Raw genomic sequence first — 16,044 nt, 5'->3', positions numbered from 1 at the left:
CGATCAGCTGTTGCTAGATTGCGGCAGTTGAGTGACCAGACGCAGAGAAACAGACAGTTCGTCAAGTTGAAAGTGTGGTCTCAAAAAGACCACGGACTTGTAGACACCAGGCTTACCCGGCACTTCTACAACTTGTACAGAAGCTTCGCGCAGCGGGTACTGGGCTTTTGCTTCTTGTGAGGCGCCGTCATCTAGCAAGACATAACGAGAAATCCAGTCATTTAAAAACGACTCAACATTACCAGGTGCTAAGAAGCTACCTACCTTATCGCGCATCATTGCTTTTAGGTAATGGGCAATACGTGACACCGCCATAATGTATTGGATCTGCGTCGATAGCGCAGCATTGGCGTTGGCATCATCGTTTTGATAAGTTTTGGCTTTTTGCACCGACTGCGCCCCAAAAAAGGCAGCGTAATTGGTATTTTTGCAATGGACTAACGGGATAAAACCTAAGTCGCTTAACTCTTTTTCTCGGCGATCGGTGATAGAGATTTCCGTTGGACACTTAAGTGCCAAATCCCCTTCGTCAGTCTTAAAGGTATGAACAGGTAACCCTTCAACCAAGCCACCACCCTCAACGCCGCGAATGGCAGCACACCAGCGATAGTCAGAGAAAGCAGCCGTCAAGCGTGAAGCGAACGCATAAGCCGCGTTCACCCATAGATAATCGTCATGATTATTACCAGAGACTTCTTCCGTAAAATTAAATCCTTCAACCACCGTGCCATCTTTAGGATCGTAAGGCAGACGACCTAAAAAGCTAGGCACGGTTAACGCAACATATCGCGCATCTTCTGACTGTCTGAACGCGCGCCAGCGGATATATTCAGCGGTTTCAAATATCTTTGACAAATCTCGCGGGCGACCAATGTCGGTAAAGGAGTCGAGACCAAACATTTCAGCGGAAGCCGCCGACACAAAAGGTGCATGAGAAGCGGCCGCAACATGAGACAATTGCTCAAGCAGATACATGTCTGAGTTTTGGCGAGTAAATTCAAAGTCACCAACGATAGCGGCATAAGGTTCACCACCGAAGCTACCGAACTCTTCTTCGTATATTTTCTTAAACAGCGTGCTTTGATCAAAATCAATTGACGATTGAAAATCTTTAGTCAGTTCGCGCTTCGTAGTATTCATCATACGAATCTTTAGCATGGATTCCGACGGAGTCTGGCTACATAAATAATGCAAGCCACGCCAGCTGGACTCTAGCTTTTGAAACTCGGGCGCGTGCATGACAGTGGTCAGCTGCTTGGAGATCAACGCGTCAATTTGGGCAATACGCGCGTCAATCGATGCGGCCAAATTATCTGACAACGTTACGGTTCCTTGCATGACTTCATTGGCAAGCTCTGCAATTTGCGACTTGGCACGATTTTTTTCGTCATCAGACTTGGCAACGTTACTTTTATTGACGATTTCTTCGAGTAAGTCGTAACTGTCATTATTTAACGCATCAGGTGCTAGATTTTGCTGGGCTTGGGCACTCATCGTTTAATCCTCACCATCGGTTTGATTTTGTTCCGCCATTTTTTTGACTTGCTCAGTGTTCTTAAGCACGTCATCTAATAGGTCTTCAAGTTTTTCGTTGGCCGATATTTTATTGCGTAAATCTGCTAAGCGATCTCGTGCTTGTACCAATTGCTTTAGTGGCTCAATTTGATCAGCAACCGCTTCAGGACGAAAATCGTTGATACTATTGAATGCCAAATCAACTGCGAATTCGCCGCCTTTATCACTTAAGTCATTGCTTACTCGAAAGGTCGCACGCGGTGCTAGACCTGACATCACCTCATCAAAGGTATCTAAATCTACTTCGACAAATTTTTTGTCTTTAAAGCGTGGTTGTTCAAGGGTTGAATCTCCTGAAAACTCTCCCAAAACGCCGACCACAAAAGGAATTTCCTTGGTTTCGATCGCATCGCCTACTTCAACGTCATAAGTCAGATGCACCCGAGGCGCACGTACTTTTGCGAGTTTCTTTTGTACACTGTCTTGCTTTGCCATAATAAGTTACCTCAGCAATGTCTAGTTTGAACGCAATATACTGAATGGATCAGTCGATTTGGCGTTACTTTTTTTGGTAGGTGAAGGTTTAGTAACAGGCTTAACTTTTGGTGGTCGTGGCGGTTTTTTTACGGCTGGTTTTTTCATAGGCTTCGATGCTTTTTTTACAGACACGTGGGGCTGAGGTTTTGATTTAGTACCTGATCTACCGCTTCTAGGCTTGACGACTGGCGCTGGTGGTTTCGGCAAAGACTCATCGTAATTGAAACCATAGATATCACCATATATTTTACTTAAAGCGTACTGATACTCCTTCAAAAACGCTGCGTCCACTTCATCAGTGAGATAATCTGATTGCAGTTGGCTTTGGGAGACGATAGCGCTGCTATTTAGTAGTATTTTTTTTAGCTTAGCAGTGCTTTGACCCAAATCAATGGCTTCACTGGCTGCGTAAACAGCATAAGCATGATAGCCATTGTTAGAATAAATCTGCGCCAAAATCTCCCATGCTAGCGAGTCATTAGGATTACGAGATACTCTTTGATTCAAATCCGCGACCAGTTGATGCAGTTGCGGTGATTTTGCATCAGCATTTTTGAGTGCCGAAAATTGATTTATGATGCTAGAACCGGGGTCTTTTTCTTGTATGACAAGTTCACTATGGGCGGTAGTCATTGCTGAACCCATGATGAACAGACCTGTCAAAAACGCTTTGGATAGCGTAAAACTGACTCTAATATTGCTTCTGATACTGGTCATTGTAAGTCGGTGCTCGCCATTATTGGTGTGAGATAAATACATGTGCCTGCTCAAAATTATTTTAATTAGACGCGTTAACTAAAGTGGTGATATTGGTGAGCGTTTCATTCAGTGTTGCCTTATCACTACTATTCATCAAACTATTATCGTGATAAGCATCAATATTACTTTCCATCACTTTAACTGCTGAAAGCATGGCAAGCTGACGTGCATCAAGTCTTTCATTATCAACGCTTAGAGCCTCATTAGCCGCTCTCAATGCCCGTGCATAGCGTTTTGCGTCGTAGTTATTTTTGGCAATAGTCATCCACGCTTCACTGCTAAGTTGATTGCCGTTTGACAAATAGGCAAGCGAAGGCTCACTCAACTGCTTCACTATCGGTTTGCTGACCGTGGTTTGTACATTTTTCTGAGCAGTGGTGCCACAACCCGCTGTCAATAAAGACGCGCTAAGTAAGACTGATAGCAGACCTGCGGTGGCAAGTTTAGTACGATAAATAGGATTCATAACAACAGGATCATCACTAAAAATATAAAAGGATAGATTTTTTAAAAGAAATAAATATAACTAAAGTTCATTAATCATAAAAAATCAATGAGGTTGATTATACATATACTTGACAATATTTCAATAAACTCTATACTTTTCTTAATAAATAATTTAGTAAATCACCCATTCAAGCCATTTTCTTGGTATAAAATACGCAGTAACGGTACCCTTCTTATGCCTTCTAAGACCAATCGTCTACATAATATTACCGTTCATACTGCTAATCCAACGATAAACACCTTTTACCCTGTTTCGTTTTGCGGTGCAAGCGGCATTAATCAATCTGACAATATTGACATACTAGTGTTTAGTTATAATTTTATCGAATCGAACGCTTGTTTATCATTAATCAATGCTCCGATATGCTTAACCACGTTTTCCGCTGATCGTACCGCTAGCTGTCGTACTGGGCTGATACGCGGCATCCGTTATCAGCAATCTGATGGCGCGATGCACTTTTATACTTTAGAAGTTGTTAGCCCCGATTGGCAGTTGGCACAGTCGATACATACCCGCAGTTTTATCAATCAATCGACGCTCGATATTGTTACCCTCATCCTTAGTGATTACGATTTAAATTGGCAAATATCTGAGTCTCTTTTGTCATCAGATGATGAATCATCCGCACGTTTATCGGCACCTTTATCCATGCGTATACAGTCGGATGTCAGCGACTATGAATTTGTTACCGGTCTGCTCGCTGATATTGGTATATCGACTTTATGGGTGTCAGGGAATTCCGTTGATGAGCTTGGCACGTGGTGGTTGGTTGATGGTTTAGACACAGGCGAGCTCATACCGCTGACCTATAGTTATGCTCAGTCATCCGTACAATCAGGTCAAGATAGTGTCAATACGCTACAAATGAGGTCGCAGCAACTTGGCAGTGATAGGGTAATAGTACGAGCAGATGGGTTGGCGGCAGATACCATTTATGAAGGTCAAGCAGTAGATGAGTCACTGCTTGCGATAGATGACACGACGGTATTAATTGGTGCACCCTCTCGCGTGAACAGCGAGGACGCCGCTACTTATATAGCAGAGCAATGGATATCTGCCAATCGCTGTCAGCGCGAAACTTATCAAGCGACGGGTGCCCTGCGTGGTCTGAGCGTCAGTAGTCCAGTGAGTATCAATAACCTACCCTCTATTGGTAGCTTATCCACGCATTGTATCGCGGTTACCTTAATCGGTATTGAGCCTGACAACGATAGCGTGTCATACCATCATCAAGTATTTATCAAACAGTGGTTACAGCGCACTGCTCAGCATATGCACTGTCATGCAATGAATCACAATCACTTTTCAATACCCGATCATGGCTTTGACATCGCTCGTGATACTGGGGTTTGGGTATCAGCGACGTTACTTGACGCTGCTATTCCTTATTGCCCTTATCCCAGTTCTTTATCCTTTGCCAGTAGCACTTACACGGGTCTCGCCCAAGCTCGTACTGGTGACACAGGTTTATCAGCTTCCCCCAGCTATGACTCAAGTGTCAGCACTGACAATCTACAGCAAACTATTACTACGTCTGTCTGGTCAGGTATCAGCCCTCATGATGATGGCACCACCCCGCCCCTGCGCTCATTGCAGCTGTCATCGGGTAGCACTCATGGTTGGCAGTTTGCGCCAAGGCTGGGACAGTCGGTACTGCTTAATTACTGGTATGGCGATATTGACAGTCCTGTAATTAGCAGGTCGCTTTATGACGGTATCGGTATGGGCGATATCGATGACAAAGACATCACCACTCGTGATGCAGGCTTATCTAATCGACATAACTTACAAGGCGGCGCGTCCCCTAGGTGGCATGGTGGTGGTTTGGGTCATTCGCAAATTAATGAAGATGATACTCACAGTGGATGGATCTCTGGTATTGCTCAATATGGGCTGACGTCTGATTCTGAAGTGACCCTAAGCTTTGATGATACGCCCAACCAGATAGGAATGCAGTGGTCGGTGAATACAGGATCACGTGCCAATGCTGAGACACCAACCATCACTTCTAGCGCCACCTTTGCCCCTGATGAGCACGTGCTTGAGCTTGGCGTACTGCGTCATCGTTATAGTAATCATCAATCATCAACCAGTGGTCAAGGGATTAATCTGGCAAGCGATCATGGCTTGCAAATCACTGGTGATACCGGTGTACTGCTATCCACCTTTGATATCAGACATAGTCAAAGCGAGCACGAGTCTGCTTGGGTCAATGATGCAGGACAGCGGCAATTAGGCTTAGGAGCTGAGCTGAGTGAGACCTTTCAAGAGACCAAGCAGGCACATTTGCAATCCACGACAGCCATGCAGACCGCCAATCAATCGATAAAAGCGTTTAAAACCAGCGCACAAATCATCGATGAGACATTAAATACGGAAGTATTGGGCGCAGCCGATGTCATGTTAGTCAGCAAAGACAGTATCTTAGCGGCAGCCAGCAATACGCTATGGACGGCGAAAACAATAGTCAGGCAATCAGGTGCTACCCAGTCGGATGTGGTGGCGGGTAATTATACGCTGACGGCAAATACGATTGACTCACTCTCAGGCGTAGGTGGTCAAGCCGATCTGTCAGGACTGCATATCAGTGCCAATAGAGAGCCACTGGCAATACAGGCACAGGGCGGTGAGTTGCAATTGCACTCTCAGCAAGGTATGACGATTGGTAGTGAGTCAGGACAGGTAAATGTGTCGAGTCCTAAGCGGATTAAGCTGCAAACCTCAGCAGGAGCATCCATTACGATTGATGACAGCGGGATTAAGCTGGTGTGTCCGGGGATGATTAAGATCAAAGCGGTGAAGAAAGGGCTGGTTGCGGGGGCGAACATTACACCAACACTGCCCTCGCTAGGTGGCTCAGAGGTTAAGTCTTATCTGACTTATGTTGCTAAGGACATGTTCGGTGAACCTATCGCTAATACTGAGTATCTATTATTTATGGAAGACGGTACGGTCAAAAGTGGTAAGACAAATGCGCAAGGTCGTACTGAGCAAGTAATCACTGATACCCCTGAAGAAGTCGGTATACATATCGTTGGTGACGAACACGAAGGGTTTGCATTAAGCTTTGAGGATGATGAGTAATGGGAAAAATAGCAGACGGCAGACCAAGAAGAAAAACTAGAGAGTTATCATTGTGGATTTTAAGACAAAATCTGAGCGGTGGAGGTGCGATTCCTATTAAAAAAGGAGAGGTATATATAGGTGATGATAATTTAAACAAAAGCTATGAAGTGCCTGCTAATGGTAAAATTAAAATACGCTTAAAAGAATGGGACGATATAGATAATATTAGCGTTGTAGATTTGCCTAATCAAAAAACCATTAAACTCAAAAGTTCAAGAAGCTCGAAGCCACATCTTAGAGACAGTAATAGTTATGGAACTGCTACTTATGATCGTATAGTTTTAGATGATGTCGCAGTACCGATGCGAGTTAACTTCTATGCTTTAGTAAAAGAAAATAAAAGTGGTACATCGACAGCATCAAGTATTGTCAATGGCTTAGAATATCAAATAGACTACGCGTCTAAAAAAGTAACTGGAAAAACGGCTCCTGTAGCAGAGCTAGGTTCTAATCTGTCATTTACTAAAGAGATACCATTAATACGCTCTACAGCATATCGGATATATTTTTTGGATAAAAATAGAAGACTCTATGACCCGCAATTAAAAGGAGAAAAACAAAAGCCTCTTATTTTGACTATAAAGTCGGATGAAAAGATAAGCAGTCCATTTATCAAAGGCTACCAGCTACAAACCTTTCTACAGTTCAAAGTAAAAGCTAAAAGTAGTAGTAATATTCCTAATGATGTAAAAGTCCAGCTAATTGATTATAAAAAAACAGTGGTCAAAACACTAAAGGTCGATCCTAAAACAGGTTTAACTGAGAAAATAAGTGCTGACTATAAAAGAACAGTACAAGTTTTAGTATCTGGTAATCCAGTAACAGCTAGGCTTGATGTTAAAGATTCACAAGGAGATGTTGTTCCATCACCTTGTGACTATCTTAGAACACTTACTATACCAACAATTAAGATACCTACAGCAGTAAACAAACCTAATCATGAAGCTATTTTAGCTGCCAATACCCGACTTCCTATCGTTTATGATCTTGAAAGTAGAGAGTTGTCTGTATTTAAAAGTAATGACTACAAAAACCTTGTTAAAAACCTAAGCAATGTCGATAAACTAATGGCAAAAGTGCACATGCATAGATCCCAAGTAGCAGACGCGCTCAAAGCTAGGGATGCTAGTATGCTAAAAACTGCAGAAGATGCAATGATAAAAGCAGAAGCAGACGCTCAAGATGAAATTGAGCAGGATTTTTCGACCATTGCTGATATGAAAGAAATATTCTTAGTCAAGACAGCCGTTGCCAGTGCGGACTCAAATGGAACCACTATTGAACGACGCTATGTGAGAAGAGATTATTTCGAAGATACAATCCAGCCAACACGTATCAATCAATCACAGACAGACATTCCTACTCCTGAAGGCGACCCTCCGCCACCAGACGAACCAAGTCTGCTATATGATCCAGCAGGCTTTGCTAAAGAAGCGCTTGCTGATAGGATTAAAGAGATATCTGCTTCAATTGAAGGTGAGATAGGTACTGAGGGGCAAAAAGACTTAAATGTTCTAGACTATCTACTACCTTCAGCGAATGAGATTAGTGGTCTCATTATTAAGTCTGATAAATACCAAGTAGATGGCGAGGCACAATGGCTACGAATGGTAGGTAGCGCTGGTGCCAACGGCTCAGCTAGTTGGAATCTTGAAGATAAGATAGGTATTGAAGGCGGCTTTAATGCAAATGGTAAGCTTATTCTATGTGAGGCGAGCATCTCTCCTATAATGGCGCTACCTTCATTAGAAGGGTGGCACTTAAAAGCCACTTTTGAAGATGGTATCAAAATAGATTTAGGCTCACTACGCTTGATAGTTTCTTGTGAGATTAGTGGATTTGCAGGCGTCAATATCGGGATAGAAGGTGCTGGTAGTATAAAAATAAAAGACGGTGCACAAAAACTGGTCTCAGCCGCTCGTGATCCTAGGCAAACAATGATGAGTGCTTGGGATGCAAATAAAAACATGCCTGCTCTTAGCCTAGACTATAAAGGTATTAGTCATCCAACTAGTGATGATGAGATAGAGCAGTTACAAGAGAAGCATAACGTAAAAGGGTCTGCAGCTATCTCTGCATTTATCGGTGTAGAAGGAGGAATAGAGCCAAAGGGTGGTATAGAGTGGCTACCGCCAGAAGAAGAGGATTTTGTATCCTTTGCATCGATATCGGCAACTGTTGCAGGTAGCTACGGTATCGGAGGCTCTTTAGACTTTTATGTTTTCCTCGACGCTCGAGCAGGCAAATTTAAAATCAGAGCCAAAGCCGCTGCTTGCTTTGGGGCAGGAGGCAAGCTTGGATTCTTATTTGAGGTGGATGGCGGTCAGATCGAATCGTTTCTTAGGTGGACATTCTATCAGCTGGTCAATGCAGGCTTTCGTAAAGTCGTCCATATCCTAGAAGAGGCTTTTATCGCATTGACCCAGTTTTCTGTCATTTATTTAGGAAGTAACTCTAGTGTTTCTAAATCCCTAATAAATATTGGAACAAGATTCAGAGCTTTTTCTAATGCCTTAGATACTGATTCAAAGCGGCATGATCTAGCTATTGAGATTATGAAGGGTGAGAAAAAGCAAATGCTATTATGCGCTACGCCCAATGGTAAAGGCATACTAATTTATAATATCAGTCGCCATGGATGGTATAGTCATGCACTTAGCTGGCCTGACTTTGACTTTAGTATTTTTAAGGGCTTAAGTATAAAACTGCTTACTGAACGCAAAAAAGCCATTATAAAGATATTTACTACAGTGACCACTTATCCTGAGTGGGACAATGTACTACAGCACATGAACAGGGACGGAGTGAAAGACTATCATTTGCAAGGTTTGAGTAGTCGCTCTAATAAAAGCTTTCGTCAAGAAAATGAAGCACACGTTCTACGGTTTTTAAGTTATGGTCTTAATAATATAGACACGCCCTTGCTCACACTATTAAATGATATCAAAGCAGATAAAATCACTGAAAAAAATGATACTGGCAATACCTTTATAGATCAATATCTCAACATGCTAGGTGGACTCATTAAAAATTACTATCCTAAAGGCGAGCGTGTAGTCCTTAATACTGATCCTGCTTATGAGAAGTATCGTATGTTGGCTAAAGTCGATTATGTTAGTCCTAGATTTTATACAGCTAAAAACCCACAGCACTTTGATGCTAACATCTTAAATCCAAGGGATAAACCAGCTGATGGCATCTACCATGCTTAAGGGTTATTCAAGGTTAAGGACTATTTCGGTAAGAGGATATTAATAACACGATTAACTTATCGCTTGCTGGCTATTAGCGACACAGCGAGCTGAGGTAAAAGCATTCTGATTAGCATCTTGTGCTTCCTCTATCAACGGTGGATTAGGCAAGCGTTTTATTCGCATTAGAGTAATTGACCCATTGGCTTGTATGTTTTGTGCCGAACCCCATTCAGCGTTTACTGAGCGCAAAACTTTTTCAGTACCCGTGTCAGGGCCTTGGGGATTATGCTCAGGGCTGTTGGCATAGTAATCCTCGCTATACCAGTCATTCATCCATTCATTATTTTGATTGGTCATGTCATACAGACCCAAAGGATTAGGAGGATATAGTCCTACAATAGGTATAGCTAAATTAGTATTATATTTTCTTGAGAGTGCTGACTTCTCATCAAACGTCCATATATTGTGTCCACCATTTATTTTACCGTTATCGGTTGGAAATAATATATATTTACCGCGATTGCGTGCGGCATATTCCCACTGCGCTTCGGTTGGTAGACTCATTGGAACCTCTAACTGTTGACCAAGCCATTGACAGTAGTGCTGTGCCGTTTGCCAGTTTACACCAGCAGCAGCATTAGATTGACGTAGCTCTATCGTAGTATCTTGCATACCAATTTTTTTTTGTTTAGTCGCCATACTATAGATATCAAAGTCACTATAAGTCGTTTTATAAGCATTCATACTAAAACTCTCAAGCGTCACCTTGTGCAGTGGTTTATTGTCACTTTCACTCCTGATAGGACCACCATCATTGATAGTCACTTTAGAACCGAAGTCGCCCATCTCATAGCTACCGCCTTCAATAAAGCGCATGTTCGCTTTTTGCTGCGTTAAGAAGTCATCTAGCTGCTGCTGTTCATCTGCCGTTAGATTGCTACGGGTTTGGGGGATACCATTACTATCAACCGAAGTCGCAGGATCTTTAGCACAGGCAGTCATAGTAAATAGCGGCAAAATAGACAAAAATAAAAATAAAGGCTTAAGCGTCATAATAAGCTACAGTGATATTTTGTTGTGAATTTAGAGGATTATACTAATAATTTGCATGGATTGTCTAAGTGGAAATATTAAACTACTGTCGAGATAGATTGGGTTAATAAAAAGGATCAAAAACATCAGCCCAAATTATAATATCTGGTGTCATACCATCATCAAGTATTTATCAAGCAGTGGTTACAGCGCACTGCTCAGCATATGCACTGTCATGCAATGAATCACAATCACTTTTCAATACCCGATCATGGCTTTGACATCGCTCGTGATACTGGGGTTTGGGTATCAGCGACGTTACTTGACGCTGCTATTCCTTATTGCCCTTATCCCAGTTCTTTATCCTTTGCCAGTAGCACTTACACGGGTCTCGCCCAAGCTCGTACTGGTGACACAGGTTTATCAGCTTCCCCCAGCTATGACTCAAGTGTCAGCACTGACAATCTACAGCAAACTATTACTACGTCTGTCTGGTCAGGTATCAGCCCTCATGATGATGGCACCACCCCGCCCCTGCGCTCATTGCAGCTGTCATCGGGTAGCACTCATGGTTGGCAGTTTGCGCCAAGGCTGGGACAGTCGGTACTGCTTAATTACTGGTATGGCGATATTGACAGTCCTGTAATTAGCAGGTCGCTTTATGACGGTATCGGTATGGGCGATATCGATGACAAAGACATCACCACTCGTGATGCAGGCTTATCTAATCGACATAACTTACAAGGCGGCGCGTCCCCTAGGTGGCATGGTGGTGGTTTGGGTCATTCGCAAATTAATGAAGATGATACTCACAGTGGATGGATCTCTGGTATTGCTCAATATGGGCTGACGTCTGATTCTGAAGTGACCCTAAGCTTTGATGATACGCCCAACCAGATAGGAATGCAGTGGTCGGTGAATACAGGATCACGTGCCAATGCTGAGACACCAACCATCACTTCTAGCGCCACCTTTGCCCCTGATGAGCACGTGCTTGAGCTTGGCGTACTGCGTCATCGTTATAGTAATCATCAATCATCAACCAGTGGTCAAGGGATTAATCTGGCAAGCGATCATGGCTTGCAAATCACTGGTGATACCGGTGTACTGCTATCCACCTTTGATATCAGACATAGTCAAAGCGAGCACGAGTCTGCTTGGGTCAATGATGCAGGACAGCGGCAATTAGGCTTAGGAGCTGAGCTGAGTGAGACCTTTCAAGAGACCAAGCAGGCACATTTGCAATCCACGACAGCCATGCAGACCGCCAATCAATCGATAAAAGCGTTTAAAACCAGCGCACAAATCATCGATGAGACGCTAAATACGGAAGTATTGGGCGCTGCTGATGTGATGCTGGTCAGTAAAGACAGTATCTTAGCGTCAGCAAGTAATACCCTATGGACGGCGAAAACAATCGTCAGACAATCAGGCAGCACCCAGTCGGATGTGGTGGCATGCAATTATACGCTGACGGCAAATACGATTGACTCGCTCTCTGGGGTTGGTGGTCAAGTTGATCTATCAGGCTTACATATCAGCGCCAATAGAGAGCCACTGGCGGTACAGGCACAAGGCGGTGAGTTGCAATTGCACTCTCAGCAAGGTATGACGATTGGTAGCGCGTCAGGACAGGTGAATGTGTCGAGTCCTAAGCGGATCAAGCTGCAAACGTCAGCAGGAGCGTCGATTACGATCGATGACAGCGGGATTAAGCTGGTGTGTCCGGGGACGATTAAGATCAAAGCGGTGAAGAAGGGTTTGGTGGGTGGGGCAAGAGCTAATTATTCATTACCGATGATGCCTGAAACTGTTCCACTGTTTAGTAATAAGCTAGATGTTTATGATTTGTTTTATCAGCACAATTTTGAAGATATCGAGTTCCAGATGCTACGACCTGATGGGCAACTGATAGAAGGTGCATTAGATGAGCATGGACGTACCGCACCAGTTATTAGTGATAAAGAAGAAGAGGTTGAAGCCTATGTGGGCTTTAGAGATACCGACTGGGGCGTATCGTATATTTCTGAAGAGGAAGATGTGAATGATTTAGCTTTAGAGCAGGCTGACGACCTAGACTTAAACAAAGTCTTTGAAGCAATTGTAAAAGAGGAAGGCTTCTACAATCACATGTATCTTGATAGCGCCGAACCTAAAAGCCTTGTAACCGTAGGCTATGGCAAAATGCTGTCGTCTGCGGATGAAGCGACAAAATATCCTTTTTATATCGGAAATGTATCAGCAACCGATGTTCAAATAAAACAAGCGTGGCGTATAGTTTACAATTCGGTTCACGGTAGAAACAATAGTCGAGCATCTTATTTTGAATCTTTGACAACAATTCGTATGACAGAAGAAGATGCAAAAGCAATAACACTCGCTCATATTCAGGGTAATCTCGATTCTGCTCGAGAAGCATTTTCAGAGTTTGATAATTATCCAGTCCCAGCTCAAGAAGCTATTTTAGATATGGCTTATAACTTAGGGATATCTAGCACAGGTATTTCGAAATTTCCTAGTTTTAATAGACATCTTAAGAATAAAGATTTCGCATCTGCTGCTACTGAATCAAATAGACCACAACTTCGTAATTCTAGAAATGTGCACGTAAGAGAGCTTTTATTGCTAGCCGATCAACAACAGAAATTGAGACAGTAAATGAAACCTTTTTTAATTTTGGTTGCCTCATCGTTTGTACTAGCTTTTGGATCAGGATGTATGAAAATACTACCTGATAGTATTGAGCCTATTCCTAATACTTTTACAAGCATAGAAGATTCTTTATCTTCAAATTTAGATAGTGGCAATTCAATCGAAAATACTTCTATTTATAATATTAATGAACTTACGGCAGGATTCATAAAACCAATAAAAAAAGATAATCAATTAACTTTTATTGACAAGTTCATTGATGGCGAATTCAAAGATATTGATTATTTAGACCGAAAGATTGAAATCAGCAATTGTAACGATCTAATAACCTATGATCTAAGAGAGACATCAAACATTGCAAATAGTGATCGAAATATATTATTAACAAGAAAAAGAGCTTGTATTCTAATCAAAGATATCACTAATGACTCAAATATTATTGCATTGAATGACAAATATAAAAATAGCAAATTTATACCTATAGCAGATAAGCATTTAAAAAAAATAGTAGATAGTATTCCTTCTAGAATTTCTGAAAATCGAAACGTCGACTGTTCTATTGATCAGTACGACAATGTTGCTTGTGTGGACGAATACGAGCCTAAAGAGTATTCCATGTATATTAATCAAGTAGCTATTCATAATAATAAAAACTACTACTTCATCACGGTCAATACCTCAGTACCAACTTACTATTACTTGACAACCATTGACGGTGATAAAGTAGATAGTCAGTGGATTTACTATTAATAATCTGATAGTAGTGCTACTGATTTAAAAAATTTATCCACTATAGATTTACTAATTAATTTTCTATAAAAAATCGCAGGAGTCTAATGCGTGAGTAATACTAAAATTATAAAATTCAGAATAAAGTTTGTAGATTTGTATAAAATGCCACTGGAAGGCTTGTACCATATAGTAACGATAAATGGACGAACCGCTTGTTCAGGAACGTCTATAGCTGGAGGATATACGGTATGGATAACCAGACCAGCAGGTACACTCGTTAATATATCTATAAAAGATCCTCGTAATGGTTCAATGGTAAGTATCATAAAAGACCTTATCGTACCTATTAGGGAAATGACATTCGAAGCGCAAGCTCCTTTTGCAAAGCACAAATTTAAACTTAAAATGTTCGAAGGGTCTGCAGGAGACTATTTAAGAAAAACTCACGAAGTTGAAGCTGAAGAAACTTTATCCTCTATTGCCAAAATATATGGAGTAAAGTGGCAGCAAATAGCCCAACTTAATAATTTAAAAGAGCCTTACAAAATACGACCAAAGGACTTTTTAAAATTACCACCCACAAAAGCAAGGCAAAAAACCTCCACAGATTCAAGTCCCCAAAATAGTTCTAAAGATGGTGACTTATCACTAAAAAATGAACATACCGTAGGAAAAAATGAAACCCTTTCAGGTATATCAGCAAGAAGTGGAGTATCGGTTGCAGATTTAAAACGACTCAATGGCATAACAGACCCTAAGAAACTAAAATCTGGGCAGACGATTAAGCTGCGTGATATTAGTTCAGCCCGCCCTTCTACTGCTGAACCGACAGCGAAGCCCTCGACTCCTCCAAATTCATCTAGTAACTCTAATTCTAATAGCCCTAATAATGAAGAAAAAGGACTGATCGATAGAGGGCAAGAAGCCCTTAAAGAAGCAGCTGACAGTCTTAAAGAAGGGTTTGAAGATTTCAATGATGCCGTTAGTGGTACTAAAGAGGGAGAATCAGCAGATAGTCCTCGTTCTTTTCCAAGTAAGCCAACCCAAAGAAAGAACAATGAAGAATCAGATAACTCTGACTCTGCTAATTCATCACAATCTAAGCAACCATCAAACCCTATTAAAACACAAGCAAGTGAAGATAGAGGTCAGACTGGAACGCCGAAGTTTGATGTGACCACGGATGGTTGCCCAAGATGTCAAACACTGACTCTTGATGAGCTGCATTTTATATTTTCACAGGACCCTGATACAGCGAAAAAATTAAAGATATGTATTGATGCCTTTAATAGTGTAAATTCAAATTTTCTGATGGATAACTGTTTAAATAAAGCTTTTTTCTTTGCTCACATAATGGAAGAAGTCGGAAATAAATTTAATATAAAAAATGGAGAAAGTTTAAATTATAGTTGGGAAAATCTGTATAGAACTGCAACTATTACGAGTAATGGCAAAAAACTTTTGAAAAGCCCATTTAAAGCTTTTAGGGGTAATGAATCTTTATCTAAAATTTATGGAAGATATAATGGAAAACCTGCAAACCAAGAGATGATAGCAAATATCGCGTATGCAAACCGCTTAGGTAATGGGAATGTAGAGTCTGGTGATGGATGGAAGTATAGAGGTAGAGGAATTATACAGATTACTGGAAGAGACAAATATGATCCAATAAATGTAGCTATTAGAGAAAGAGTTCCAGACTTTAATAGAGAAATTACTGCTATCAATATAAATGATATTGAAGAGGGAACAGTGGCTTCTATGGCTTACTGGTATAACAATAAAATTTATAAGATTGCTAATAAAGGCCCGACAGTATCAAATTTTGAAGAGACGGTTGATATTGTTAATGAAAATACTCCATCTCGAAAAGATAGAATAGATCACTTTAAAAAATGCTTAAAGGTGTTCCGGTAACCCTCCCAAACCTAAGACACCTAACAAATAGAATTAAGCTGCTTGATTGAGTTTCTGTATGGGCGTAAAACC

General features: G+C 41.5%; 10 protein-coding genes. 5 read left to right on the top strand and 5 right to left on the bottom strand.

Features of this window, described 5'->3' with window-relative positions; all coding sequences use genetic code 11:
• Nucleotides 1–3: 3 nt before the first annotated feature.
• The 4 genes from tssC to JMX95_RS00035 are packed head-to-tail and all read right to left on the bottom strand — an operon-like array spanning nucleotide 4 to nucleotide 3,277.
• Complete coding sequence (tssC, locus tag JMX95_RS00050) at nucleotides 4–1,494, bottom strand: type VI secretion system contractile sheath large subunit (RefSeq protein WP_045451930.1); 1,491 nt, start codon at nucleotides 1,492–1,494, stop codon at nucleotides 4–6.
• A gap of 3 nt (nucleotides 1,495–1,497) precedes the next feature.
• Entirely contained in the window at nucleotides 1,498–2,010 is a 513-nt protein-coding gene (tssB, locus tag JMX95_RS00045; RefSeq protein ID WP_045448203.1) for a type VI secretion system contractile sheath small subunit, read from the bottom strand.
• Nucleotides 2,011–2,031: 21 nt separating this feature from the next.
• Nucleotides 2,032–2,811 (bottom strand): tetratricopeptide repeat protein, encoded by a 780-nt coding sequence (locus tag JMX95_RS00040; protein ID WP_201559738.1) that lies wholly within the window; start codon nucleotides 2,809–2,811, stop codon nucleotides 2,032–2,034.
• Nucleotides 2,812–2,830: 19 nt separating this feature from the next.
• Nucleotides 2,831–3,277 carry a hypothetical protein gene (locus tag JMX95_RS00035; protein ID WP_045451924.1) on the bottom strand — a complete coding sequence of 149 codons (447 nt, stop codon included), beginning with the start codon at nucleotides 3,275–3,277 and terminating at the stop codon, nucleotides 2,831–2,833.
• 216 nt (nucleotides 3,278–3,493) lie between these two features.
• On the opposite strand from JMX95_RS00035, the gene JMX95_RS00030 reads away from it, so the two are divergent.
• Together JMX95_RS00030 and JMX95_RS00025 are read left to right on the top strand one after the other, a co-directional pair.
• Complete coding sequence (locus JMX95_RS00030) at nucleotides 3,494–6,403, top strand: contractile injection system protein, VgrG/Pvc8 family (RefSeq protein ID WP_201559736.1); 2,910 nt, start codon at nucleotides 3,494–3,496, stop codon at nucleotides 6,401–6,403.
• Nucleotides 6,403–9,657: a hypothetical protein gene (locus JMX95_RS00025; protein ID WP_201559733.1), complete on the top strand. Its 3,255-nt coding sequence runs from the start codon at nucleotides 6,403–6,405 to the stop codon at nucleotides 9,655–9,657. The genes JMX95_RS00030 and JMX95_RS00025 overlap by 1 nt, the downstream gene beginning before the upstream one ends.
• Before the next feature lie 51 nt (nucleotides 9,658–9,708).
• Here JMX95_RS00025 and JMX95_RS00020 read toward each other — a convergent pair whose 3' ends face one another.
• Nucleotides 9,709–10,692 (bottom strand): formylglycine-generating enzyme family protein, encoded by a 984-nt coding sequence (locus JMX95_RS00020; protein WP_201559732.1) that lies wholly within the window; start codon nucleotides 10,690–10,692, stop codon nucleotides 9,709–9,711.
• Between the two features lie 147 nt (nucleotides 10,693–10,839).
• On the opposite strand from JMX95_RS00020, the gene JMX95_RS00015 reads away from it, so the two are divergent.
• The 3 genes from JMX95_RS00015 (at nucleotide 10,840) to JMX95_RS00005 (ending at nucleotide 15,972) form a co-directional block, all read left to right on the top strand.
• Nucleotides 10,840–13,329: a DUF2345 domain-containing protein gene (locus JMX95_RS00015; RefSeq protein WP_201559730.1), complete on the top strand. Its 2,490-nt coding sequence runs from the start codon at nucleotides 10,840–10,842 to the stop codon at nucleotides 13,327–13,329.
• Entirely contained in the window at nucleotides 13,330–14,073 is a 744-nt protein-coding gene (locus JMX95_RS00010; protein WP_201553631.1) for a hypothetical protein, read from the top strand.
• Nucleotides 14,074–14,163: 90 nt separating this feature from the next.
• Complete coding sequence (locus JMX95_RS00005) at nucleotides 14,164–15,972, top strand: LysM peptidoglycan-binding domain-containing protein (protein WP_201559729.1); 1,809 nt, start codon at nucleotides 14,164–14,166, stop codon at nucleotides 15,970–15,972.
• Nucleotides 15,973–16,044 lie beyond the last annotated feature (72 nt).

The organism is Psychrobacter sp. NC44 (assembly GCF_904846655.1).
In the GTDB taxonomy this organism is placed as follows: domain Bacteria; phylum Pseudomonadota; class Gammaproteobacteria; order Pseudomonadales; family Moraxellaceae; genus Psychrobacter.
The sequence above is the reverse complement of the archived record's forward strand: the minus strand, read 5'-3'. Positions and strand labels throughout refer to the sequence as shown.

What these genes read in the sequence shown, in the direction of transcription:
- tssC (WP_045451930.1), bottom strand. Translation starts at nt 1,494, where the DNA reads ATGAGTGCCCAAGCCCAGCAAAATCTAGCACCTGATGCGTTAAATAAT.
- tssB (WP_045448203.1), bottom strand. Translation starts at nt 2,010, where the DNA reads ATGGCAAAGCAAGACAGTGTACAAAAGAAACTCGCAAAAGTACGTGCG.
- JMX95_RS00040 (WP_201559738.1), bottom strand. Translation starts at nt 2,811, where the DNA reads ATGTATTTATCTCACACCAATAATGGCGAGCACCGACTTACAATGACC.
- JMX95_RS00035 (WP_045451924.1), bottom strand. Translation starts at nt 3,277, where the DNA reads ATGAATCCTATTTATCGTACTAAACTTGCCACCGCAGGTCTGCTATCA.
- JMX95_RS00030 (WP_201559736.1), top strand. Translation starts at nt 3,494, where the DNA reads ATGCCTTCTAAGACCAATCGTCTACATAATATTACCGTTCATACTGCT.
- JMX95_RS00025 (WP_201559733.1), top strand. Translation starts at nt 6,403, where the DNA reads ATGGGAAAAATAGCAGACGGCAGACCAAGAAGAAAAACTAGAGAGTTA.
- JMX95_RS00020 (WP_201559732.1), bottom strand. Translation starts at nt 10,692, where the DNA reads ATGACGCTTAAGCCTTTATTTTTATTTTTGTCTATTTTGCCGCTATTT.
- JMX95_RS00010 (WP_201553631.1), top strand. Translation starts at nt 13,330, where the DNA reads ATGAAACCTTTTTTAATTTTGGTTGCCTCATCGTTTGTACTAGCTTTT.